Annotated in this window: 19 protein-coding genes; 7 read left to right on the forward strand and 12 right to left on the reverse strand. The window is 45.4% G+C overall.

Features of this window, described 5'->3' with window-relative positions; all coding sequences use genetic code 11:
* Window positions 1-93: 93 nt before the first annotated feature.
* Window positions 94-2,892 carry a phosphoenolpyruvate carboxylase gene (ppc, locus tag DLE54_RS02870; RefSeq protein ID WP_110816174.1) on the reverse strand — a complete coding sequence of 933 codons (2,799 nt, stop codon included), beginning with the start codon at window positions 2,890-2,892 and terminating at the stop codon, window positions 94-96.
* Between the two features lie 86 nt (window positions 2,893-2,978).
* Window positions 2,979-3,284: a monooxygenase gene (locus DLE54_RS02875; RefSeq protein WP_011959844.1), complete on the reverse strand. Its 306-nt coding sequence runs from the start codon at window positions 3,282-3,284 to the stop codon at window positions 2,979-2,981.
* A gap of 215 nt (window positions 3,285-3,499) precedes the next feature.
* On the opposite strand from DLE54_RS02875, the gene DLE54_RS02880 reads away from it, so the two are divergent.
* The gene (locus tag DLE54_RS02880; protein ID WP_110816175.1) at window positions 3,500-4,462 is read left to right on the forward strand and encodes a DMT family transporter; all 963 of its coding nucleotides are present in this window, start codon (window positions 3,500-3,502) and stop codon (window positions 4,460-4,462) included.
* A gap of 115 nt (window positions 4,463-4,577) precedes the next feature.
* On the opposite strand, the gene DLE54_RS02885 is transcribed toward DLE54_RS02880, so the two are convergent.
* The 3 genes from DLE54_RS02885 to DLE54_RS02895 all read right to left on the reverse strand — a co-directional run bounded on the left by DLE54_RS02885 (window position 4,578) and on the right by DLE54_RS02895 (window position 8,470).
* Entirely contained in the window at window positions 4,578-5,957 is a 1,380-nt protein-coding gene (locus tag DLE54_RS02885) for a solute carrier family 23 protein (RefSeq protein ID WP_011959846.1), read from the reverse strand.
* A 288-nt stretch (window positions 5,958-6,245) separates the two neighbouring features.
* Window positions 6,246-6,797, reverse strand: coding sequence for a protein disulfide oxidoreductase (locus tag DLE54_RS02890; RefSeq protein WP_011959847.1), 552 nt, complete (start codon window positions 6,795-6,797; stop codon window positions 6,246-6,248).
* A gap of 35 nt (window positions 6,798-6,832) precedes the next feature.
* Window positions 6,833-8,470: a carbon-nitrogen hydrolase family protein gene (locus tag DLE54_RS02895; RefSeq protein ID WP_110816176.1), complete on the reverse strand. Its 1,638-nt coding sequence runs from the start codon at window positions 8,468-8,470 to the stop codon at window positions 6,833-6,835.
* A 641-nt stretch (window positions 8,471-9,111) separates the two neighbouring features.
* On the opposite strand from DLE54_RS02895, the gene DLE54_RS02900 reads away from it, so the two are divergent.
* Window positions 9,112-9,741: a BLUF domain-containing protein gene (locus DLE54_RS02900; RefSeq protein ID WP_110816177.1), complete on the forward strand. Its 630-nt coding sequence runs from the start codon at window positions 9,112-9,114 to the stop codon at window positions 9,739-9,741.
* A gap of 114 nt (window positions 9,742-9,855) precedes the next feature.
* Here DLE54_RS02900 and DLE54_RS02905 read toward each other — a convergent pair whose 3' ends face one another.
* Window positions 9,856-11,370 (reverse strand): FAD-binding oxidoreductase, encoded by a 1,515-nt coding sequence (locus tag DLE54_RS02905; protein WP_227535457.1) that lies wholly within the window; start codon window positions 11,368-11,370, stop codon window positions 9,856-9,858.
* A 367-nt stretch (window positions 11,371-11,737) separates the two neighbouring features.
* Here DLE54_RS02905 and serA point away from each other — a divergent pair, with 367 nt between their 5' ends.
* From serA to DLE54_RS02925, 4 genes are all read left to right on the forward strand, one after another.
* Complete coding sequence (gene serA, locus DLE54_RS02910; RefSeq protein WP_011959851.1) at window positions 11,738-12,964, forward strand: phosphoglycerate dehydrogenase; 1,227 nt, start codon at window positions 11,738-11,740, stop codon at window positions 12,962-12,964.
* Window positions 12,965-13,290: 326 nt separating this feature from the next.
* Window positions 13,291-14,178, forward strand: a complete 888-nt coding sequence (locus tag DLE54_RS02915; RefSeq protein ID WP_110816178.1) for an MBL fold metallo-hydrolase — start codon at window positions 13,291-13,293, stop codon at window positions 14,176-14,178.
* 311 nt (window positions 14,179-14,489) lie between these two features.
* The gene (locus DLE54_RS02920) at window positions 14,490-14,858 is read left to right on the forward strand and encodes a hypothetical protein (RefSeq protein ID WP_110816179.1); all 369 of its coding nucleotides are present in this window, start codon (window positions 14,490-14,492) and stop codon (window positions 14,856-14,858) included.
* Between the two features lie 42 nt (window positions 14,859-14,900).
* Window positions 14,901-15,191: a hypothetical protein gene (locus DLE54_RS02925; RefSeq protein WP_110816180.1), complete on the forward strand. Its 291-nt coding sequence runs from the start codon at window positions 14,901-14,903 to the stop codon at window positions 15,189-15,191.
* Here the strand turns inward: DLE54_RS02925 and DLE54_RS02930 are convergent.
* The 6 genes from DLE54_RS02930 to gmk form a co-directional block, all read right to left on the reverse strand.
* Complete coding sequence (locus DLE54_RS02930) at window positions 15,185-16,258, reverse strand: cation diffusion facilitator family transporter (protein ID WP_110816181.1); 1,074 nt, start codon at window positions 16,256-16,258, stop codon at window positions 15,185-15,187. The genes DLE54_RS02925 and DLE54_RS02930 overlap by 7 nt on opposite strands.
* Before the next feature lie 130 nt (window positions 16,259-16,388).
* Entirely contained in the window at window positions 16,389-18,713 is a 2,325-nt protein-coding gene (locus DLE54_RS02935) for a primosomal protein N' (RefSeq protein ID WP_110816182.1), read from the reverse strand.
* A 99-nt stretch (window positions 18,714-18,812) separates the two neighbouring features.
* Window positions 18,813-19,208 carry a Rid family detoxifying hydrolase gene (locus tag DLE54_RS02940; protein ID WP_011959856.1) on the reverse strand — a complete coding sequence of 132 codons (396 nt, stop codon included), beginning with the start codon at window positions 19,206-19,208 and terminating at the stop codon, window positions 18,813-18,815.
* Between the two features lie 55 nt (window positions 19,209-19,263).
* Window positions 19,264-21,447, reverse strand: a complete 2,184-nt coding sequence (locus DLE54_RS02945) for a RelA/SpoT family protein (protein ID WP_011959857.1) — start codon at window positions 21,445-21,447, stop codon at window positions 19,264-19,266.
* A gap of 571 nt (window positions 21,448-22,018) precedes the next feature.
* Window positions 22,019-22,279, reverse strand: a complete 261-nt coding sequence (gene rpoZ, locus DLE54_RS02950) for a DNA-directed RNA polymerase subunit omega (RefSeq protein ID WP_011959858.1) — start codon at window positions 22,277-22,279, stop codon at window positions 22,019-22,021.
* A gap of 138 nt (window positions 22,280-22,417) precedes the next feature.
* Complete coding sequence (gmk, locus tag DLE54_RS02955) at window positions 22,418-23,032, reverse strand: guanylate kinase (RefSeq protein WP_011959859.1); 615 nt, start codon at window positions 23,030-23,032, stop codon at window positions 22,418-22,420.
* A 218-nt stretch (window positions 23,033-23,250) separates the two neighbouring features.
* Between gmk and ispH the strand changes: the two genes are divergently transcribed.
* Entirely contained in the window at window positions 23,251-24,207 is a 957-nt protein-coding gene (gene ispH / locus DLE54_RS02960; protein ID WP_110816183.1) for a 4-hydroxy-3-methylbut-2-enyl diphosphate reductase, read from the forward strand.
* Window positions 24,208-24,237: the final 30 nt, after the last annotated feature.

The following is a 24,237-nucleotide window of genomic DNA, read 5'->3' on the forward strand; positions in this document are numbered from 1 at the left end:
GTTTTGGCCTTTTGATTGACATAAGAAAGCCCTTCACTCACTCAGTGAAGGGCTTTTTCATTGTTTATCTTTCAATGTTTCAATGTTTTAACGCTAACCGGTATTGCGAAGACCGGCAGCCAAGGCGTTGATGCTGCGAATTAATGGGTCTTCGACACTGATATCATCGTTTTGAGTATGGCCTGATGAGGTATCTGGCGCCTGCTCGTTGTTTTGACGCAATCGTTTTAGCAGCTCAATTTGAATGTAGTTAATTGGGTCTAAATAAGCATTGCGCCATTCAAGTGAGCTCGCCAATTCTTGTTGATTCGACAGCAGCGTGTCTTGATTCAGTAAAGAGTTAAGACCTTGCTGTGTTAGATCATGCTCATCAATGACCGCTTGCATGATACGCGCGCGTAGCGTCTCATCTTCGCAAAGCTGACTGTAAGCTTGAGCGATGCTCATCTCAGACTTGGTAAAGGCCATCTCAATATTACTGATAAAGGCGTTAAAGAATGGCCAATTGTCATTCATCTCCTGCATCAAGGCTTCATCTTGCTTAACGCTATTTAATGCACTGCCTACGCCATACCAAGCCGGTAGGGTAAAGCGAGCAAGTGACCAACCAAATACCCAAGGAATGGCACGAATGGTGGATTTACTTGGCAAGCCTTTTTTGCGGTGGGCAGGGCGTGAGCCGATATTTAACAAAGAAATCTCTTGTACCGGCGTGGCCTGGGAATAAAATTCATAAAAGCCTTTGGTGTTATCAGTTAATGCACGGTACTGCTGCTCACCGGCTTCTGCTAGGCGGGCAAATAAGGCCTCATAGCTGTTTAATTGCTTGGGCTGCTCTACAAAGCGCGACGAGGTGGCTTTTAGTGCGCCGGTGATGCCCATGGTCAGCTCAAACACAGCGGTGTCCGGATTGGCGTATTTGGCATACAGCACTTCGCCTTGTTCGGTGAACTTAATTTGGCCATTTAAAGTGCCGGCAGGCTGTGCAGCAATGGCTTGGTGAGTTGAGCCACCACCACGGCTGACCGAGCCGCCGCGGCCATGGAACAGACGGGTATTAATGCCATATTTTTTGGCAATCTCAGTGATGGTCTGCTGAGCGCTATAAAGCTGCCAAGCTGAGGTAATAATACCGCCATCTTTGGAGGAGTCTGAATAGCCCAGCATAATCTCTTGGGTATTGCCTGACTGTTCAAGCAATTTGCGGTACAAAGGATTGTCAAGCACCGCAGGTAGAATATGATCGATATTCTTTAAGTCTTCAATGGTCTCAAACAAAGGCGCCACAGGAAGTGCTGCGTACAGCTCGCCTGAGTCATTAATGCCAGATAGGCCAGAAAAGCGCATCAGCAATAACACCTCAAGCAACTGACTGGCATTGTTGGTCATGGAGATGATATAGCTGCCAAAGGTGTCTTCACCCACCAGTTTACGCAGTTTGGCAATGGAGTTTATTAGCGCAAGCTGTTCTTGGGTTTGCTTGGATAAATTATCTACATAAATCAGTGGCGTACCTGGCTGCTCAAGCAAGCGGGTCAGCCATTGTTGACGTTCAGTTTCACTTAATTGACGATAATCAGGCAGGTTTGAGGCGTTATCAAAGATATCGGCAATCACTTCGCCATGATAGCCGGAGTCTTGGCGGATATCTAATGCTGCCAGATGAAAGCCGCAAGTTTTGACAAGGCGAATCATATCGAGCAGCAGTCCCTCAGCATGCGCCTTATCATGAGTACTTAAGCTTTCACGGATTAGGCGCAAATCATCGAGCAAGGCTTGTGGATTGCTATAGGCATCCGCTGCTGCCTCAGGTTTATTGCCTTGGCTTTGAATGTGCTCATTGGTTGCGGCAATTTTGGCCAAAATGATGGACAGTAATCTGCGATACGGCTCGTTGTTATAGTCATCGGGATTGTAATAAAAAATTCTCTCATCCAGCTCGCTGTAGTGCTTAATGCGCTGATAGATCTTAGGGGAGATACTGGCAATGGTATCGCTGTGAATCAGCTCACGACGTAGCTTTCTTACCATAACCTGATAGTGACGCAGCACAGTATTGGCGTGTAGCAGCACCGCCATCTCTGTGGTCTCATGAGTCACAAAGGGGTTGCCATCTCTATCACCACCAATCCAAGAGCCGAAGCTTAAGAAGGCAGGTAGGGCATAGTCACTTAGTTCAGGATAGACATCGACAATGGCATTTTTTATATTGCGATAGACCTGAGGAATGGCGGTAAATAAGCTGGCATTAAAATAGTGTAGACCGTTATTAATCTCATCATAGACCAAAGGCTTTCGGGTACGCACTTCATCTGATGACCATAATAAGTCAATGGTTTCGGCTGTTTTTTGCTTGGCCTCTTGATACGCCAAAGAGCCTTCAGGCAGATCGTTGAGCGCGGTACTGTGCGCATATAAAGTCTGCAAGATATTCATGGTGGTACGGCGGCGAGCCTCGGTCGGGTGGGCTGTGAATACGGGGATAAATTTGAGCTGATCAATGAGCTCTTTGATTTGATCGGCTGCAATATGACGCTGTTGGCACTCAAGTAAGGTATGACGAAACGAGCCTTCCCAAAAGTTTTGCGACTGCTGCTTTAAGGTGCGACGCTCTTCACGCAAGAAGTTCTCTTCTGTAAGATTGGCTAAGAAGAAATAAATAGAGAAGCCGCGGATGACGTTTTTTAAAGTTTTATTATCCAGTGAAGCAATAAGGTCAATGAGCTTTTGTTTGTTAGCGGGATTGGGATCACGGCGTTCTTGAATAAAGCCCTTACGCAAGGTTTCGATGGTTTGTAGCGTGTCTTCGCCAGATTGACGGGCGATGGCGTCACCCAAGAATGAGCCGAGTAACCTGACACGTGAGCGTAGTACCTCATTGTTCGATGGCATGTGTTCTTCCTTAAATAATGTATTTTACTTTTTGGTGGGGCGGGTTGTTTATTTTTTGGTAAGGTTTAATGGTTAAGCGTTAAGGCTTAGTCGAATGTTGCGTGGCAAATCGTGCTGAGTGCCTCATTGATGACAAATACTTTGGCTTTGATATCACTAAAGCCAAAGCTGCTCAAGCGCTCGGTGTGTTTGTCTAAATAGCGGTTGGCATCTGCTAAGTTATCAAAGACGTAAATACCACCAGCTTCTTGAGTGTGTTCATTTTCGGTCCAGATTTTTGAAATCAGGCCAGCTTCAGTGGCAATGTCTTCAGCGAGCGGCTTCATGGCTTCATAGAACGCTTCACCAAAGGGACCTTGATAGGGAAAGTCTATTTGTAATAAGTATTTCATGTTTAATCCTTTTGATAAATAACGTCGTAAATAAACCCTAAAACACGCCCATGTCCTCAATTTTAGCTAAAGGCTGTATCGCCTATTTAGATTAAGGGTATACTGCGTTATATTCAACCCACTTTAAGCTTATTTTGCAACACATTTAAGTCTGGGAATTTTAGAAAAATATTGGCCCTAAGTGGCCGATAGATTTGAACGCGCTAGGTTGGCATATGATAAAAATAAAGGATGCGGGCCAATTACCGGCCATAGGATTGGTCATTGGGTGCGTCATTTTTGGACTAGGCAGTCTGATTGTGGCTCATGTGGATGTGGGCGGCTATGCCATGGCCTTTTGGCGATTGGCCATATCCGGAATAGTGTTTACCTTATTGGCCGCTGTGTTCGGTCAAAAAATGCCAGTCGACAAAGGCAGTCAAGCCAATAAAAAAGCATTTATATTTGCGCTGCTGTCGGGGGTGTTTTTAGGGTTTGATTTGGCGCTGTGGCACGAAAGCATTTATGCAGTGGGCCCAGGCATATCGACCTTGTTAAATAGCTTACAGATTTTCTTTTTAGCAGCGCTTGGGTTTTTGTTATTTAAAGAGCGTCAAACCATAATTCAGCTCATCAGCCTCGTCATTGCGCTGGCAGGCGTCGTGTTTATTGCTAGCCCTGAGTTTGCCAATAACAATCATGCCTCTTACGGGTTTATCACCGGCATCGTCTCAGCGGCTATGTTAGCGGCCTCAATGACTTTTATCCGCTTAACTCATCAAAACGCGCCCACACCGATTTTTATCTTGATGCAGCGTATTAGTATTGGTGGCAGTCTGGCAATGCTTATCCCCATGTTTTTATTTGATGCTGGCAAAATACTACCCAACTCTTTGGCGGAGATAGGCTGGATATTGATATATGGAACGGTGATGCAGTGCTTGGCATGGGGACTTATCGCCTACTCAATCCCTAAGCTGTCTTTGGCATTAACCGGACTGCTGCTGCTGACAGAGCCTGTGGCTGCGTTATTTATTGATTACTTTTGGTTAGATAAGCCAATCAATACCATCCAATGGACGGGAGCTGCCCTGACTATGTTTGCCATTTATTTAGGATCATTAAAGCCCAAGCCCTTTAATGAGACACTCAAGCTGCGCCGCTATCGATTCTTTGCAAAGTTTTATCGGCGCCGTTAGTAGTCACATCAACCGTTAGAAGCTAAGTAAATAGCTATTCAGTTAGGACTGCCAAAAAAAGCCGAGCTCTGACAGCTCGGCTTTTTTAACGGTAGATATTGAGCTTAGACAGACACTATTTGGTATTGGCAATCTCACGGTTAAATAGCGCATTTAACACGATGGCAGTCAAAGTCGCCGTACCGATACCGCCCAAGTCGAAGCCGCCTAGATGCAGACTAAAATTACCAGCGCCCATAATGACGGTCACTGCAGCAATAATAAGGTTGCTGTTTTTGCTAAAGTCGATTTTGTTGTCGATCCAGATTTTGACACCAGCTACTGCAATGAGGCCAAATACCACGATAGAGGCGCCGCCCAATAATGCAGGTGGGATGCTTTGAATAATGGCACCAAATTTCGGTGATAATCCTAAGAAAATCGCCACCACACCGGCCATCACAAAGATAGTGGTGCTATATACTTTGGTTACCGCCATTACCCCAATGTTCTCAGCATAAGTGGTCACACCTGTACCACCAAAGCCTGCTGAGAAGGTAGTGGCCAGACCGTCTGCAAAAAATCCGCGACCAATATACGGGGTCACATGAGATTTGGTCATGCCCTCTACCGCTTTAAAGTGGCCTAAGTTTTCGGCAATTAAGATAAAGGCAATTGGCGCAATTAATATAATGGCATTTAAGCTAAACTCAGGTGTATGCGGGGTAGGTAGACCAAACCAAGCTGCTTGTTGTACATGGCTGAAGTCAATCGGCGTACCAAAGCCCATCACATTGGTGACGATAAAATAAATGAAGTAGGACAATAATAGGCCGACCAAAAGCAGTAAGCGGCGCATCATGCCTCGGGTAAAGATGGCTACGCTACTGATCAGCAGCACAGTTAAGGTGGCCATCCAAGCGTCAAACTGATTGGCAGATACCCCTTGTACCGTCACAGGGGCTAGGTTTAAGCCGATAATCATCACAATGGCGCCAGTCACGACAGGCGGCATCAGCTTTTCAATCCAGTTGGTGCCCACTTTCATAACCAACAGACCCACGGCAGCATAAATCATACCACACACCATAATGCCGCCCAGCGCCACATTTAGGTTGGGGTTAGGGCCACTGCCAGCATACGCAGAAGCGGCAATAACAGGTCCGATAAACGCAAAGCTTGAGCCAAGGTAGCTTGGCATACGACCACCGGTGATAAAAAAGAACAAGATGGTACAAATACCGGACATCAAGATGGCCAAATTGACATCAAAGCCCATAAGTAGCGGAGCCAATACGGTAGCGCCGAACATGGCAAAGGTGTGCTGGACACCGAGCATAACGCTTTTGGCAGGTGGTAAGTATTCATTAATGGCCACAGAGTGTTGGTCTAAATCCCCCTGAAACGGCTTCCAATTAGGAAACCATTTACCATTACTAAAGTCTGCATTGTATTCGTATAAAGGGGTGGGTTCAGAGCTGTCTGTGGGTTTTGCTTCTATAGGGCGTGGGTCCATAGGGGGTCCTTAACATTGGTCATGAGGGAACCTACCCCCTTAGGGCAGGCAAACTGCGCGTATTATAGACCAAGTTTATGGCCTAAGTACGAAAAAATAAGCCTTTGGAATGAGTTTTTGTCAGATAAAAAGGCGCCAGTTTTTGACAACAACCAGCACTAAACTAAGCAGTTTGGCAGCAAATAAATGATTTAATACAAAAAAAGCCGGCATCAAGCCGACTGTTTATTGTATAGATTGTTTGGTGTTAAATTTAGGTGTTGTTATGATGTGCCCGCTATGTGAGGCTCAACTTAGTAAGCTTGATAACCAAAGCCGCAAGCGTAGCGACCACTCGGGCTGTATGCCGGTGAGACCTTGGGTCATCTTACCGTCTTTTAAAATGACATATGAGGGAGTCACTTGGCCTTGCCACTGCTCGAACATCTCACCTGATTCGTCATTGATGGTAACAAAGTTAAAGTTATGCTCATTTAAATAAGCCCCCAATTGCTCGTTGCTGCCGGACTGTGTGGCAATAGTCACCACAGGATAGGCACTGCTTTGTGCTAAAGCATCAATGGTGGGGGAGGTGAGCTTGCACACGCTGCACCATGTACCCCAAAAATAAACCAAGACCGGAGCGTTATAACTTAAGGCTTCAATATCTACGCTTTGAGCTTGATAGTCTGTCAATTGCAGCTGCGGCGCCGCAGGCATTACCGGCTGACGCCACCAGTTAATCAGCGTATAAATCACTAAAAATAGCACCAGGTATTTGAGTATGGACCATACCCGTCGCCCCCATCTTGATGCCTGGGTGGGCACAGCGGCAGAGTCGATTACCTTGGTATGATTCATTACTCTCTCTTAGTGATTGTTGTTAAAATTAAACGTTATGAAGGTTTGGTGGCTCTATCGTGCAGAGGATCGCCATCTCGAACACTGTGAGAGTTATCCTTTAGCGCCTGCTTGCTGCTTTCCTCTACCGAATTTTTGGCCTTTTTCTTCCATTTTAAGGTAAATAGATCGTCACGGCGGTCCTTGAGGTTATTCACTGAGCCTTCATTACGCACATGGATAAGCTTATCTAAGTCTAAATCTGAGAAGAAGACCATCTCAGTATTGGCAGTGGTTTCGGCCATGATGGCATCATGGGGAAAAGCAAAGTCTGAGGGTGAGAACACAGAGGACTGGGCGTACTGAATATCTAAGCTTTCAACTTGTGGTAAGTTGCCCACTGAGCCACAGATCATAACATAGCACTCGTTCTCAATCGCACGGGCCTGAGCACAATGGCGGACACGTAAATAACCGTTTTTGGTATCGGTCCAAAAAGGCACAAACAAAATATCCATGTCCTCTAATGCCAGTAAGCGGGCAAGCTCTGGGAACTCTACATCATAACAAATTAAGATGCCAATGCGGCCAGCATCTGTATCAAACACCTGTACTTTGTTACCGCCCTCGATAACCCAAGCACTACGCTCATGCGGCGTAATATGAATCTTACGCTGCTCCTCTACGGTACCATCACGGCGACACAGATAGCTGACGTTATATAACACCTCTTCGTTTTCATCAAACAAAGGCATAGAGCCGGTAATGACGTTAACGTTATAACTGACCGCTAGATTTGAAATTTCATTTTTGAACCACTCAGTATAGTCGGCCAAAAAGCGGATGGCGATGTTTTGGTCAGTCGACTCACACAGTCCCATTAATGGGGCGTTAAAGAATTCAGGTAAGCAGGCAAAGTCTGCATTGTAATCGGCCATGATATCGACGAAGAACTCCACCTGTTGTAGCAGCTCTTCAGGGGACTCAACCTCACGCATTTGCCACTGAATACCGCCAATACGCACATCAGTCTTGCGCGTGTTGGGCTTATAATCTTGCGGCTCATAATAAATATTGGCCCACTCAAGCAAAGTGGCAAAGCCTTTAGACTGCTTATCATCGGGCAAGTAGCCGGTCAAAATACGTTTAACGATAAAACCATTAGACAGCTGGAATGACAACGTGGGGTCATAAATCTCGCGCGCTTCTACCGCATCGATATATTCGCCTGGCGTTAAGTCTTGATGGTCATGATATTTTGGGATACGTCCGCCGGCCAAAATGGCGCGAAAGTTCATCTGACGGCACAGCTCTTTGCGCGCATCATACAACCGGCGACCAAGACGATAACCTCGATAATCAGGGTCAATTAAGGCATCGATACCGTACATGGCATCACCTTTTGGGTCGTCTTTAATGATCTCGCGTTGACCCAGTAAGTCGTCGTAAGTGTGCGGGTTTGAAAAACGCTGATAATTGACCCGCATGGTCAGCACCATCCCGATTAACTTGTCATGGTCAAATAGCGCAATTTGCCCTTCAGGAAAAGAGTCAATAAGAGTATGGACTGTGGTCTTAGACCAAGCGCCGCCCAAGTTGGCATAAACGCGGTCCATCAGTAGCTTTAATTGTGGGTAATCTTTTTTCTTAATTTCAGCTATTTTTAAGTGAAAGTCTTCGGTTTTTGCAGTCATGAATATACTCGTTCAGTAAAGGTAGTAAGAGGTACGGGTGATATCTGATGTGATATCTGATGTGTTAATTGATGTTGTCAAAGATGCCGCAAAAAAATAAGGCATCCATTAATAAGCAGGCGCTTAAAAATTAATCAGCTATCAACATAATAAGTAGATGTTTAGCGCTTAGGTCAGTTTTATGGAGGTAGCGCTTTGAGCTACTCTCAAAAGTAGCGGGCAAAAAGTAGCGGCTCTAAAGTTAGTAGGTAGAGTTATAACGATTAACCTCCTCTAGAGCGCTATCTACTGGATATGCTTAGTATTATAAAGGGCTCATAGAGGATAAAAACTGCAAAATTGTAAAGTAAGTTGGCTTTAAGTGGCAGGCAATTGCGGCAATCACCACTGTCAATTCTGACAAACAGTGATAAAAGCTAACAAGGCATTAAGCAGTCAGGCGCTCAGTTATATGCCTTGTCACAGTCAGAGGCTAGGGCAGAGAGCAACTAAGCTATTGATAGCAGGTGTTTTTTTTGAGTTATTAAATACTATATAAAAAGAGTAATTTATTGTATGATTAACATTAATTAATGTATACGTTATTTTATTGATTGTAATTGTAAAGGTTCGACAGTTATGGCGTATTAAGGACGGTAACTATGCCTCTTCATGAAGAAAATACAGCAAATACTCTAGATGAAATTAGTGACGATAGCCTAATTCGTTTGGTGTATATAAGCAGCCTGACTTTAAAAAGTCGCTTTAAGCCGGCTATTTTTGAAACTGTAGAGCAAGAGGCTAGACAATACAATCAGCAGCACGGTATCACTGGAACGCTGTGCTATGGCAATGGTCATTTTTTGCAATGTTTAGAGGGCAAAAAGCAGGTACTGCTGCCCATTGTGCAGCATATCTTCGATGATAAGCGCCACAATAATGTGAAGATTTTGCTGATCCAACCAATCACGTCACGTGACTTTGATAACTGGGACATGCGTTTGGTGTTTTTAGAGCGTTGGCTGTGGTCACCTAAGACCAAAAAGCAGGCCAATACGTTATCAAGGTTTCTACCCTTTCGGCCACATAAATGGAGCACCGATAATACTGAGCAATTTTTATCGGCCATCCAAAAAATTCAAACCCCGCCGCATATTAGAGATTCAGGCATTACCCTAAATGCTATGGGCAATATGATTCAGCACTTAGTTGGGCCACACCAAGCGTTTATTATCGTACAGCTTATTTTAGGAATACTGGCAGTGATGTCCATAGCACTGCTGTTTGGTTAGTTTTTGGCGCTGTCTTTATCTTTATTTATAGACAAGCAGCCAACAGCTTTGATCAATAAAAAAGACGCCATATGGCGTCTTTTTTATTGATTTTAATGCGGACAAAGCAGGATTTTACACATCAAAAATCTTACCACGGTTCATAATCGCATTAGGATCAAACACTTGTTTTAGTGCTTTTAAGTACTCAATTTCGCTCTCGCTACGGGTGTAGTTCAAATAGGGCTTTTTGGTCATGCCCACACCATGCTCGGCAGACACCGATCCGCCATATTTTTGTACTGTGGCAAACACTAGATCATTAACACTTTGGCATTTTTCAAAGAACTCATCTTTGGATAAATTCTCAGGTTTTAAGATGTTTAAATGCAAGTTACCATCACCAATATGACCAAACCAGCAAATCTCAAAGTCCGGGTAGTTGCTGTTGACCACACTCTCAATATCCCTGATAAACTCAGGCACATAGCTGATCAGTACTGACACATCGTTTTTATATGGGGTAAATACTGAGATGGTCTCTGAGATATATTCGCGCAGTTTCCACAGCTCAGCGGCTTGAGATAGGTTTTGACTCATGACACCATCGACAATCCAGCCATTCTCCATGCACTGCTCAAACATGGCCATCGCCTTATCCATAATAGGCTCATAGGGGGCCTCAAATTCAAGTAGGGCATAATATTTGGTGTGGGCTTCAAAAGGCTCTTGTACATGACCTGTGGCCATCAGCTTCTCAATAGCCACATCATCGAAGAACTCAAAGGCAGTCAAGTCAATTTGAGACTGAAAAGCGGACAGCACATGCATCACATGCTCAAACTTATCCATGCCAAATACCATCACCGTCAAATCCTGCGGGGCACGTTCAAGCTTGATTTGTGCTTTGGTGACAATGCCTAACGTACCTTCTGCACCGATAAACAAATGACGCAAATCATAACCGGTGGCATTTTTTATCATACCGCGGTTGAGCTGTAAGATATCACCCTTACCAGTGACGACTGTAAGACCCAGCACCCAGTTACGCGTCATGCCATAGCGAATTACTTTGATGCCGCCGGCGTTGGTGCCGATGTTACCCCCAATTTGACTGGAGCCTGCTGAGGCAAAATCCACAGGATAGTATAGGCCTTTGTCTTCAGCGAACTGCTGTAGCTGCTCGGTGATGACACCCGCTTCAATCTCAACCATTCTATCGGCGGGGAAAAACTCACCAATTTTATTCATTTTATCAAGGCTAAGTACAATCTCGCCATGACTGGCCACAGCACCGGCAGATAATCCAGTACGGCCACCACTTGGGGTGATGACTATGCCATATTCATTGGCCAGCTTCACCACGCTTTGGACTTGCTCGGTCGATTTTGGAAACACAATCACAGAGGGCGCGGGCGCAAAATGCTTGGTCCAGTCTTTGCCCCAATGCGCTAAGCTTTCTGCATCGGTTTTTATTTGACTGGTTTCAAAGCCGTGATTGGCGGTCAAATTGGCAATCAGGGCCGCCACAGTAGCCGGATTCGTAGCGCTCTGAGCAGCCAAAGAGGGCTCATTTATTTGGGATTGATCCGCGCCATGCGACTGTTGATGAGCAGCGGTGGGGGAGGTTACAGAATTCGATGCAGTCATAGGGGTCTCTGTAGGCAATATTCTAAAAAGTTAAAGAAGTAAACGTAAAAAAACTATGAACAGTGAAAAAAGTTAATCAAAGGATGAACAAAATAAATAGCATAACCTAAAGTTAAGCATTATAGTCATAAATGGCAGGGGTTTATTCGTAATTTAACCTGCCAAAATAACAAAATATGTTATAAGATAGTTGTATTATGACACACCGAGCTGAACGTTTGTAAGTCACCTTGATGGTAATAAGCGCTTGTGTGGTCATATGATTTGTGCGTTTTGTGACGTTATATTTTAATTCGACGCTTTTTATGATAAAGGGGCACAGTGAGATCACTGCTCCCCATTACCCATCCGAAATAAGGGCTAAGACATGGCATTATCGCTTGAAAAAGATAAGATTCGTTTTTTACTTCTAGAGGGGTTGCACGAGAATTCACTAAAAGTATTAAACGATGCTGGCTATACCAACATTGAATATTTATCACACGCGCTAGACCCCGAAGAGTTGGCTGAAAAAATCAAAGACGCCCACTTTATTGGCATTCGTTCGCGCACTCAGTTGACCCGTGATATCTTAGAACAAGCGGATAAATTAATTGCCATTGGTTGCTTCTGCATTGGTACCAACCAAGTGGATCTAGATGCCGCTCGTGAGCTTGGTATTCCTGTCTTTAACGCCCCTTATTCCAACACCCGCTCAGTGGCAGAGTTGGTCTTAGCCGAAGCGATTATGTTATATCGTGGTATCCCCGAAAAAAATGCTGTGGTTCATCGCGGCGGCTGGGGTAAGTCTGCTAAGAACTCACATGAAGTTCGCGGTAAAGTGATGGGTATCGTGGGCTACGGCTCAATCGGCTCACAGTTGTCTGTATTGGCTGAGAGCTTGGGCATGAAAGTCATCTATCATGATGTGGTTACCAAGCTACCCTTAGGTAATGCCGTTCAGGTTGGCAGCTTAGAGGAATTATTAAACAAAGCAGATATCGTTACCCTGCATGTGCCCGACCTGCCCAGCACACGTTATATGATGAAAAAAGAGCAGTTTGATCAAATGAAAGAGGGCAGCTATTTTATCAATGCTGCTCGTGGTACTTGTGTTGAGATTGATGATCTTGCTGCTGCACTTGAGTCAGGCCGAGTGTTAGGCGCGGCTGTAGACGTGTTCCCTAAAGAGCCAAAATCAGCAGATGAAGAATTTGAATCACCACTGCGTAAGTTTGATAACGTTATCTTGACGCCTCATATCGGTGGCTCAACTCAAGAAGCTCAGGCCAATATTGGTCTTGAAGTGGCTGAGAAATTTGTTAAATATTCAGATGCCGGTGATACCACCACTTCTGTGAACTTCCCTGAAGTCAGCATTCCAGTCAAAGAAGGCTCGCACCGTTTGCTACATATTCACAAAAACGTACCGGGTGTATTGTCGCAAATTAACTCATCATTCGCGTCAGCGGGCATCAACATTTTAGCCCAAAGCTTGATGACAGAAGGCGATGTGGGTTATTTGGTAATGGATGTCGACAACCGCAACTCACAAGAAGCGCTCGATAAGCTTAGAGATATTGAAGAGACCATTCGCGTTCGCGTCTTGTTCTAATCGTCTCGATGACTTGACCTCTGTTAGAAAAAAGCTGGCTGCGGCTGGCTTTTTTTATGCCTGCTGGTTTTATCCGCTTCACAAAGGGGCAGATGTTGTTGTGATAAACCAGAAGTTTGTGGTGGAGACACAGTGCGCATGACACAAACTCAGACTTGGCGTGATAGGTTGCCCTGCGTCGGATGAGAAAGTAAAAGTAGGGGATATCAAGCAGTTACTATGCTTAACTATATAATATTTATTTATATAGTATAATGATAGGTATAGTAAGCGTAACGCTGCGCTTAGCCATTTATAAATCAACACCACAAAAGGAGCGCCGGACAATGGAGATTAAATCATTCTTGCATGAGGACACCGAAACGTACACGCACGTATTAATCGATACCGGCAACAAGGTGTGTGCCATTATAGATCCTGTGCTTGACTATGACTTTAAATCGGGTCACACCAGCACCAAGTCAGCTGAGCAAGTGGTGCAGTTTATTAATCAGCAACAGCTTAACGCTGCCTATATTATTGAGACCCATGCTCATGCAGACCATTTATCAGCGGCTCAATATTTAAAGCAGCAGCTGGGCGCACAGCTGGTAATAGGCAAACCCATTACGGAAGTGCAAAAGATTTTTAAACACGTGTTTAACTTGGATATGGGCTTTAAAACTGATGCCAGTCAGTTCGATAAGTTAACTGAAGAGGGCACCCAGTTTATGCTCGGTGATATTGAGCTGACGGTGATGCATGTGCCTGGACATACGCCAGCAGACATGGCCTATATTGCCAAAAATACGGCAGATACCATGCAGCCATTGGCCATATTTGTAGGGGATACTTTGTTTGCTCCAGATGTTGGCACCGCACGTGTTGATTTTCCGGGCGGTGATGTTGATGCGTTATACGAATCTATCCAAAAGATTCTAGCGCTGCCTGAGGATACGGTCATTTATCTTTGTCATGACTATCCACCACAAGACAGAACGCATTCACCAGTGACCACGGTTGGGGCGCAAAAAGCGCATAATATCCATGTGCACCAAGGCATTAGTCAGGCGCAATTTGCAAAAATGCGCACTGAACGGGATGCCACCTTGCAGATGCCTCGATTGATTATTCCCTCTGTACAAGTCAATATCCAGGCAGGACATCTGCCTGAGCCAGAAGACAATGGGGTGCGTTATCTTAAGGGGCCGCTAAATTTATTAGGACAGTCATAGCCATCAATCATGGCCACCAATATGCGCTGTCATCATGCAAGGTAGCGCTCATAGATAGTACACGACATACAAGCATGGACAGAATAATAAATAGCGGGGGCACTTATTTATTCGCCCCTTAGTTTGTGCTAGTATAGTGACTCAAAATCGTGGGTTTAATTGCTTTGTGCTCAGTAAATACTGTGACCACCAAGCATTGCAACTTCCAGCACGATGTAAAATAACTCTGGTAAAGCGCATGAGCCTATACTCCGACAAGGTCCATTTGTGCCCACTATGATTCATTTATGTCGGAGTATTAGGAGTCACTTATGTCTGCATCCTCTTCATCTTCTACTGCTTCCTGCCTTGAGCCTACCGCAGCGGGTACTTTTTTGTATGCCCGTCGTTATATTCCGCGTTGTGAGTTAGCTAAGCTTGCCCTTGAACAAATGCAAGCCCTGCATTTGCGCGGCATTGATATTATCAGAGCCATGGGCTATCCGCCTAAACATACCTTTGCGGCCACAGACCGACTGCGTTATGTCTTATGTAGCCCAGTTTTGGGCTTAGATGGCAGTTATATTGACCCGTTTTATGATGCTAATGACTTTTTAGAAATCTTATTTGATATCCTCAAGCTTCCTTCTGAGCAGTATAGGGCTGAGATGGAGACCATTCGTCAAACATGGGCTCAGTAAATACTTACGGTGTGTTATAGCGTATAACAATGGGAGAGTGGTGTGTTAAAGATACTCAAATATAAAGATGATGACAGCCTATTTGATATTCTCTTGATCACATTTGCAAGGTTGGTATTAACCGCAGGCATGTGTATGTTTGCTTTTTATTTGGCTTTTGCGTCAACAATGGGGCCGACCATAGCCCCTGATACTTGGATAGCAGGTATCGAGCTTGATATGATTATTCGTATCGGTATGCTATTGACCGCAGTAGGGCTCACCCTATTTGCGATATCTTGGTTTATTTACCCATTACTGCGCTATCTTTATAAAAGAACAGTAAATCATTGATGATGATGGTGATGATGAGCTGCACTATTGGCTGGAGCCTCATCTAGACCACACACAATCGCGTCTAATCGGTTGTGCGGATGCTCAATAGACTCAACTTGAATGGTGGTGTGACTAATGCCTAACGCCTCAAGGCTATGCTCTAAATCATGAATAAGCTCACTGGCTTCAAGAATACGCATGTCACTATTGACCACAACGTGACAAGACAGCGCATGGATGCCACTGGTGATACTCCAAACGTGAAGGTCATGTACCGTAATGATATGCTTGTGGCTCTCGATGGTTTGCCTTACCTCATCTAATGATATCTCTTCTGGAGTGCCCTCCATAAGTATGTGTGTTGAGGCTTTGACAACTCGAAACCCACTCACCAAAATCAAAACAGCGACGATAACAGACGCGACTGGGTCAGCCCACCACCAGCCCATCCACATCATAGACAGCGCGGCGATAATGGCTGCCACTGAGCCCAGTAAGTCGCCCAGTACGTGCAAATAAGCACTGTGCATATTTAGGTTTTTTTCGCCAGATTGAGCCTCACCGTGCCCATGATCGTGGTCATGAGCTGCGCTGCCTCTATGTAGCAGCCAAGCCACCAATAAGTTCACTACTAAGCCAATACTGGCAATAATGAGCATACCTTGAGAGGCCACATCAGGTGGCGAATTAAAGCGTCCGATGGCCTCCCATACAATCATCAAGGCAATGATAATTAAGGTGGCACCATTGGCCCCAGCCACCAAAATCTCAAAGCGCTTATAGCCAAAGGTTTTTTCATTGCTTGCCTGCTTTTCACCTATTTTAAAAGCCAGCAACGTGGCGCCCAAAGCCGCGGCATCAGACAGCATGTGGCCGGCATCAGACAGCAGTGCCAAGCTGTGAGTTAATAAACCGCCTATAGCCTCTACCAACATAAATCCGCTGATAATTAAGAAGCTAAACCATAAGATACGGCGCTGCTTACTCATATCACGAGCTGTGGGTTCATCATGAAAGTGCGGCGGGTCATGAGCAGCTATGGGGTTGTCAGGGTGAGTGTGGTGTGGGTCATGATGGGCGCTCATAAATTGCTCCTACGATGAGGTTTGATGGCCATAACTTAAGACCAAAACTAAATAACAGTTTACCCAGTTTCAGTGTTTATTAAAGTATCAGATAAGTAGAGCGCTTTTTATGCTGTCATGCCGGCGTGAGCTACCAGCCGATCGGGTCGATATCCAATGTCAGCTTTAAGTACTTGGCAGAGGGCAATTGTAGGACTTGAGGCCACCACAGGTTTAATACCTGATGCAGGGGGGCGCGTTGTTTTGAGAGCAATAGGAGCTGAGTATGATAGCGGCTATTCTTTAGCTTCATGGGGGCATCTACTGGCCCTAAGATACTCAAATTATGAGGGGGTAAAATAACGACCGCATCTTTGAGTACTTGAGTGGCACGCTGTAATGTCTTGGCCTCACAGCGAATCAACGCAGCATAGGTATAAGGCGGTAGGCCTATCATTTTGCGCTCTTTTAATAGCTCTAATGCAAAGGGCTGATAGCCATCACGTACCAGCTTGCGCAATAAGGGGTTTTCTGGTTGCACGGTTTGAATTAACACTTTGCCAGGCTTACTGCCCCGTCCTGAGCGTCCTGCTACTTGCACAATTAGCTGCGCTGTGTGCTCGGGCGAACGAAAATCAGGTGATAAAAATCCGCGATCGGCATTGGGCAGACACACCAAGGTGACATTAGGGAAGTGGTGTCCTTTGGCCACCATTTGTGTGCCCACTAAAATGGCTGGTTTACCGGTATTAATGCGCTGATAAATCTCCTCCCAGCTGTCCTTGCGCCGGGTAGTGTCTCGATCTATTTGAATGATGGGATAGGTGACTTTGCTGGTTTGTGGGTTTGAAAATAGCGCATGTAAGCTCTCAGTTAAGCGGGTGGTGCCCATGCCCACCGCATTTAAGTTGGGGCTATGGCACTCAGGGCAGGCAAGGGGAATAGAGGCCTGCCAGTCACAATGATGGCACTTAAGATAGCTTGGCTGCTGGCTGTTAAGCTGGCTGTGATGTAAGGTCATATGAGCCTCACAGCGCACACAATCTGCTTGCCAGCCACAGGCATCACACAACAGTATAGGGGCATAACCGCGACGATTTAAAAACACCAGTACCTGCTCGCCGGCCTCTAAGGTGCTGCGAATAGCGGCGATGGTATCATCGGTAAGCCCCGTATTTTGGGAGCGCTCTAAATTTGGCAACAGTTGTCTTTGTTTGTCCTCAACGGGCATGTCGCTGTATTTGGTTGGGGTGTCTCGGGCATCGACCAAATACAAACTGGCCGCTTTGGCATGACCGGCACGCTCCGTGAGCATAAGCTCAGTCAGTTTGCCTTCTTGCACCAATTTTAGATGCTCAAGCGATGGCGTGGCAGTACCGAGTACCACAGGGATACCCAGTTGATAACCACGGTATAAGGCCACATCAGCGGCATGATAGCGCAAGGTATCTTGCTGTTTATAAGACTGATCGTGTGATTCATCGACCACGATAAGCCCTAAGTTCGCGAAAGGGTGCAGCACTGATGAGCGGGTACCGATGACAATTTGAGCCCGCCCTTGACGACAATCCTCCCAGCCATGCATGCGCTGGGTGTTATTTAAATTAGAATGCAGCAGCAATATATTGGCTGAAAAACGCTCGGCAAAACGGGCACGGGTCTGCGGTGTTAGGCCAATCTCGGGCACCAAAACTAACACTTGCTTACCCGCCTGAAGCACTGACTGCATGGCTTGCAGATACACCTCTGTTTTGCCACTACCGGTGACGCCGTTTAGCAAATAGCCGCAGTAAGTATTGGTGTTAGCGGTATGGATGATGGCATTAACGGCCAGCTTTTGTTGCTCATTTAAGTCCAGAGGCATTTTGGCCAAGCTGACCGGTGCTGGGTCTGCTTGAGGCTGCAAATAATGCTCAATAAGGCCGTTTTCTTCTAAGCGCTTTAAAAAAGGACGCTCCATGCCCTCAAGTAACAAAGTCTCCTCACTGGCGCCATGAGTACCATGCAGTTTAAGCATTGCAAATTGTTGTTTTTGTTTGTGCGCATTGCTATTAAAGTTGGCATCACTGACATTGGGTCGAATGCGCCAGTGAGTCACCAGTAAGTCTAGCGGCTTGCCTTGGCGAATTAAAGTCGGCAGCATCACCGATATGACATCGCCTAAAGGGTAATGATAATAACTGGCCAGCCAGCGTGCCAAAGACAGCATAGCGGCATCTAAAATAGGTGTCTCATCCAAGCATTGCTTGATGGGCTTGAGCTTATTTAGCGGTATGTCGCTGCTTTGTCTGTCGATATGTGCCACGACGATACCAATTAAGGTTTGTCGACCAAAGGACACCTGTACTCGGCTGCCTATTGGCGGCATAGGGGGAGCGGTTTTGGCACAATGAGCGGGATTGCTTGAAGCAGGTATGGGTGGAAGATAATCAAACTCACGATAAAGAGGCACCGGCAGGGCGACACGAATCAGCATCTGGGGGTGTTCTCCTTAAATAAAGCGGTTATAAACTCAAAGTTGCCTTCGAGTTTATAACCTATTTTGTACTTACTTTTAACCTATGACAGCTTAGGCTTAGTCTTCGATAAATAAGATAGACTCAATTTCAACGATGCCGCCTTTAGGAAGTGCTGCCACTTGTACCGCAGCACGAGCAGGATACGGTTCTGCCAAACGCTCAGCGAATACTGCGTTTAGCGCTGCAAAGTCATTTAAATCAGTCAGTGATACGTTAAACTTAACCACATCGCTTAATTTGCCGCCAGCAGCTTCACAGATGGCTTCAATGTTGTCCATAACTTGCTTAGCTTGGGCATCAAAGCCTTCACGCAGCTCCATAGTTTCAGGATCAAAGCCCAGTTGACCTGAGATGTATACCAGGCTGCCACCGGTTGATGGGATTTTTACCGCTTGTGAATAGGCGCCAACGGCTGCAGGGGCTTTATCAGTATGAATGGTTTGACGTGCCATAGTTATTCTCCTTGAGTATTATGACTTATGGTTATTGTTGATTTTAAAGGGTGCTTTATAAGCGATATAGACGACGAATGCTACCAAAGCCCACATGAGGGCGCAGCGCTTCAATGCCTTCTAATACATGACTGCGACTACGCACAACCACGTGTATTATCGTTGAATCTGTACGAATATCAACTTTTTCGATACCAATATTTAGCTGACGCAAGGTATATAACACATGCGATACCTGCTCATCATTGAGTGCTAGGTTAATTTTTAGATAAGCGGTGAAGTGCGGGCGCTCACTGGGATGGGTGATGCTTTTTTCAATCTGCTCTTCGCTGTACCAGTTTAATTGCACCAGCTCATAAGGTTTTTCGGCATATTTATTCACGATAGAGTAGCAGCGATGGCGGTGCAGCACTAAGCCGTGCATGGTCAAATGACCGATGATGGGATCACCAAATATCGGGCGACAACAGCCGGCGAAATGCACCTCAACACCGTTGGCGTTAGACAGCAGCTGATTGGGTCGATCAAAGCCTCTTTTGCTGGCTTGTTGGTGGGTCTTAGTCACATCATCACTAAACAGTCTAGACACTACCAGCTGTGGTAATAAGGCCCCAGCGCTCATGTTCTCAAACAGCTCTTCTTTGGCGCTGACATTCTGCCATTTTAACAAATCATCCCAGTCGGCTTCAGTCAAGTCATCTAGCGACTTACCATAGGTCTTTAGAGCCCTATCTAGCGCCTGCTTCCCATGTTGCTGTTGCTCCTCTATGGGCAGACTACTAAACCAGCGCTTAAGCGCGCGCTGTGCCTTACTGGTGACAACTATGCCTAGCCACTCAGCTTTTGGCTTGGCTTCTGGATCAATCTCGATCTCTACCGTTTCACCTGATTTTAAGATAGAGCCCAATTTGGCATTTTTGCCGTTAATTTTTGCGCCCACAGCCACGTTACCCACTTTGGGGCCCACCGCATAAGCGAAGTCTAAAGCAGTTGCACCACGCGGTATCTCGTAGGCTCGGCCTTTGGGGCTGTAGCACAAGATTTTTCGGGTATTTAAATATGAGATAAGCTCATCAATGGTCTCAACCATTTCATCATAGTCTGGATCGCCGGTTTTCTCATTTTCATTATAGTCGAGCAGCTCTTTCATATTACGAAGCGACGCTTTAATAACTGAGCGGCTAAGCTCAGAGGCTTGCTCAGCACCAATAACGCCCAAACGTGATACGGCCTGCATCTTACGGGTCAGCAAGGTGACTTTAATGATGTCGTTATCACGCTTATAAGTCAAGGTGAGCGACTGATTGCCGCCGGGCAGAGGATGACGGATATTGTCTTCAACGTAGCGGTCAGCGATGCGGTATTTTTTGATTAAATAATCCGCCAATAAATCACAGTCTTCAATGGTCGTGGTGACAATTTCAAAGGCATAGTGGCGCAATAAGTCATCAATCTCACCGCGGTTACGGAAGAATTGACGGTACATAATGACTTGGTTTTCTAAGACACGCACATGTCCTGAAATGTGATGCTTGTCCAGTACGTAGTTAAGATACTGCTGAATGGTCTCTTTTTGATATTTGCGCCCTAAGCCATGTTGTAAAAGCTTATCGGCCATCTTGGTATACATCACCGGATCTAGGTTTCGGTAACACAAGATTTCCATATAATCGGCGATATCATTAATCCCCATCAGACGGGCAAAGGGAACATAAAACTCAAGCGTCTCAGAGGCAGTAGCCCGCTGCTTTTCAGGGCGAACTGAATCTAGCGTTGACATATTATGCAGGCGATCGGCCAGCTTGATAATCAGTACCCGAGGGTCATCTAGGGTCGCAGATAAGATTTTATGAAAGGTGGCCGCCTTGTTTTGGCGCTTATTGTGATTGGAGGATTTAAGCTTGGTCACGCCATCGACTAAGCTTGCTACAGTCGAGCCAAACAAGCGGGTGATTTCCTCAGAGGTCACCTCGGTATCCTCTACCGTATCGTGCAAGATAGCCGCAATGATGGTATCACGGTCTAGGCGAAAGCCCGCTAAAATCTCAGCCACAGCGATGGGGTGAGTAATATAGGGTTCACCGGATTTTCTTTTGTCTTTAATGTGCGCTTTATCCCCATAAGCACAAGCTTGTAGTACTTCTTGTTTTTCTTTATCGTTTAAATACGCCACAGCCCGCATAAGATTACGCTGCGCCTCATCAACTAAGTGATGGCTTAGCTTGGGGAGGTTTTTCATATAAGCGGTTTGATTTAATTGCTCATCACCGTATGAATCTGGCAGAGTGATATCTGGACTAATTGAGGTATCCACAATATTATCTGCGTTGGCAATATTATTGATGACATTGCCATCAATGTCAGTATTTAGGGGTTTAATCATATCAGTTTCAAAATTAGATGAGGTTGAGCCTGCAGTTGGGGTAGGAGTCAAACGATCTTGTAAAGGCAACATAGTTTTATCATCCATCAGCTAGGCAACAGTCAATTAAAAACAAGCGGTTCGTGGTCGTGCTTATCTCGTTATATTTATATGGGGATAACTGGTAAAAATAAAAATCACGCACCATGCCTTAATTAATCTTAAAAAAGGCAGTGTGTCAACTATTAACCCCTTATTAGCAAAAAATTAGCAAAAATAAAATAATAACTTGGGGGCTTTGACTAAATTTGGCACCCCAATAAGCTGCAGCATATAAAAAACCACGATCTGCAAGATGCTTATCGTGGTTCTTTATTTAACTGGCTTCATAAAATAAGAGCCGCTTTAGCGTTGATGGTCTAAGTGGCCGCTTATCTTAAGGTTTAAACTAGAAGCCTTGACCGCCACTTAATGCCAAATCTAATGAGTTCGTCGCAAAATGATGATCCGGTTGGTTTAGGATATCTTTGGTCACTAGGCCGGCAGCAATTTCACGCAGCGCCAATACAGTTGGCTTGTCATTGTTGACTTCAACTAACGGCTCAGAGACGCCTTTGGCCAGTTGATGAGCGCGCTTGCTGGCAACCAATACCAGCTCAAAGCGGTTGTCTACTGCATGTAAGCAGTCTTCTACGGTTACACGTGCCATAAAGTCCTCTTGTTATCACTAAGTGATATGTAAAAATGCGATAATTAATCAGCTATTATAGCAAGATTTCGCCCTTAAGTGGGTAGCTTTATTTTAGGTAGAAGCAGGCCGGCTTAGGGCGGATATTGCCAAAGCTTATTATTCAGTGATTAAGTCTTTGATAACTTCAGCATAACGCGCTTGCTGGCGGGCGAGCGTTTGACGCTTGGCCACAATAATTGCTTTTAACTCAGACAAAGCGGCTTCAAATTGATCATTAATCACCACATAATCGAAGTGCACGTATTGCTGCATTTCAGTCACCGCACCAGCCAAGCGCTTTTCGATTACCTCTTGGGAGTCTTGACCACGTGAGGAGAGGCGCTGACGTAACGTGGCCTGGCTTGGTGGCAAAATAAAAATCATGGTCACATCCTCATACAGCTCTTTAACCTGTAACGCGCCTTGCCAGTCAATCTCTAAGATCACATCGACCCCAGACTCAAGCTGCTGGTTTACGCTTTGGCGTGACGTGCCATAATAATTATCAAAAACCTGCGCATGCTCCAAAAACTCACCGGCCTGAATGCCCTCGATAAACTTGGCTGTATCGGTAAAATGATAGTGCTGGCCATGGATTTCACCGGGACGCGGCTCGCGGGTGGTGTGTGAGACGCTGACAGCCAAATCATTGGTGGTGGCGATAAGCTGTTTAACTAAAGATGTCTTACCTGTGCCTGAAGCGGCTGTGATAATAAAAAGGGAGCCTTTCATAAAGTGATTCTCTATAGTGGATAAAGGAAGGTGCGCCAAAAAAGGAATATGAAAAATAGGTGTATATTACGAATAAATCAGCGCCAAGATGCCTTCTATTTTAGCGGATATGTTAAAGTAGTCACAAAATAGTTTGTCTAATGCATAGAAATAAGCCGATGGGCTTAGCTGCGTTTTTCACATTTTATTTCTTCGATTATCTATTGTGAAGGTCTGTTATGCAAATTTATCTTGCCAACCCTCGTGGGTTTTGTGCCGGTGTTGACCGTGCTATTGCTATTGTAAATCAAGCATTGGCACGCTTTGAGCCGCCCATTTATGTACGCCATGAAGTGGTGCATAACAAATTTGTGGTGTCTGATTTGGCCAATCGCGGCGCGGTGTTCGTAGAAGAATTACATGAAGTACCCGATGGCTCTATCGTTATCTTCTCAGCACATGGGGTGTCAAAAGCGGTAGAAGATGAGGCTGAGCGCCGAGATTTAACGGTATTTGATGCGACCTGTCCTTTGGTAACCAAAGTGCATATTGAGGTGGCCAAGTTCGCCCGTGAAAAAATGGATGCGGTGCTTATCGGTCACCAAGGTCACCCAGAAGTTGAGGGCACCATGGGCCGCTTTAGCGCGCAATATGGTGGCGAGATTCATCTGGTAGAAAATGAGGCAGATGTCGAAAAATTAGAAGTGAGTGATCCTGATCGTCTGGCTTTTGTGACTCAGACCACCTTATCTATGGATGACACAGCAGTGGTCATTGATGCGCTGCGCAAAAAATTCCCTAACATTCAAGGGCCACGCAAAGATGACATCTGTTATGCCACCCAAAACCGTCAAGATGCAGTCAAAGACTTAGCTCAGCGCTGCGAAGTGGTATTGGTGGTGGGTTCTCCCAACTCCTCTAACTCAAACCGTCTACGCGAATTAGCGGAGCGTATGAACTGCAAAGCTTACTTAATTGATAATGCCGGTGAGATGAAAAAAGAGTGGTTTGCTGGGGTGGGCGCTGTGGGTGTCACCGCCGGTGCATCAGCGCCAGAGATTCTTATTCAAGAGGTGTTAAATCAGCTTCAACAATGGGGCGGAGATTTACCTGATGAGCTCAAAGGGATTGAAGAAAATGTAACCTTTAGCTTACCAAAAGAGCTGCGCATCCCCGTAAAAGAGGTGGGTTTATAAGCCCATTGGTTTAATAAATTAAGGATGATT

Origin of the sequence: Psychrobacter sp. YP14 (assembly GCF_003209315.1) — a bacterium.
Lineage (GTDB): Bacteria > Pseudomonadota > Gammaproteobacteria > Pseudomonadales > Moraxellaceae > Psychrobacter > Psychrobacter raelei.